The following is a 1,068-nucleotide window of genomic DNA, read 5'->3' on the forward strand; positions in this document are numbered from 1 at the left end:
GTCCCACATGCCTGGCTCATTCGGAGCGATTTCCATTGCACTCTTCAGACGGTCTGCTATTTCTTTGCCGTACGCCTGATAGTTCCCGGCCATTTCACGACCTTGCCGTCGGATCTCCTCCAGTTCAAGACTCCTGGCATTCGCTTCCCGTCCCGCTTCCTGAACCTTGCCCTTGTGGTCCAGGGTGTCCTTCTCGTCGCCGTCGGCCTGTTTGAGCTTGTCAGCCTTTGTGCGCGCCTTACTCAGTTGTTCGTCGACCTCGGCTGCCCGCGCCTCCAGTCGCACGGCGTCCGCCTGTTTGGTCTCCATGTAGGCGGCCCAGTCCTCAAGGATCGTCGCAGCATCACGGAAGGAATCACGCGCATCGTCCATGCGCGGGCGAAACTCGTCATCGAACTTCTCTCGAAATACTTCCGCCGCCTTTCCCTTCCAGTCCCCCACGCCGGTGCCGTGCAGGACCTGGGATATCTCATCGAGAGCCTTCGCCGTCCTGCGCACTGTCTTGGCGACGTCGTCGGCCGTCGACTGATCGCCCGGGCAAGGTACGAACCCCAGAGCAGGGAAGCTCTCCAGCTTGGTCTCAGCCATTCCTACTTACCGCTGCCCTTCCCTCGGCCCTTACTCGCCTGGGCGAGTTCATCGTCCAACTTCTCGAAGGACTCTTTGACCGTGAGAAGCGCCTTGGACGCCTTCTCCGAGAATTTCGTGAGCTGTTTGATCCCGTACGACCACTCATCACCGAAGTCGTCCATGCGCCTGGCGAGCTCCGGGACTCCCATGGAGTCGCCGGTAACCTCTGCCATTTCCCGCCCTGGCTTCTTCATCAGTTCCGCTATGTGGTCGAGGTTATGCCTCACTCGATTCAACACCACATAGTCAGCCGTCAGATCACTCACGAACTCCCCCTTCACACACCCACGACTTGCCGCTCAGACCGACACGCATCAATGACCTCGACCCCCTTCACACCGAAGGGATCGGCACTTCACTGGTATGTGACGGCTCTTCTCAATCACGGCAAGGCTAACCAGTGTTATTACCCGAACACCAGTTTGACTGACTCCACCG

Annotated in this window: 2 protein-coding genes; both read right to left on the reverse strand. The window is 58.9% G+C overall.

Annotated elements, in window-relative coordinates:
- On the reverse strand, positions 1 to 588 hold a 588-nt coding region (locus tag ACFW2E_RS47685), incomplete at its 3' end, for a putative T7SS-secreted protein (protein ID WP_384478629.1).
- A 2-nt stretch (positions 589 to 590) separates the two neighbouring features.
- Positions 591 to 896, reverse strand: coding sequence for a hypothetical protein (locus tag ACFW2E_RS47690; protein WP_384478632.1), 306 nt, complete (start codon positions 894 to 896; stop codon positions 591 to 593).
- Positions 897 to 1,068 lie beyond the last annotated feature (172 nt).

Source organism: Streptomyces sp. NPDC058964 (assembly GCF_042741275.1).
Lineage (GTDB): Bacteria > Actinomycetota > Actinomycetes > Streptomycetales > Streptomycetaceae > Streptomyces.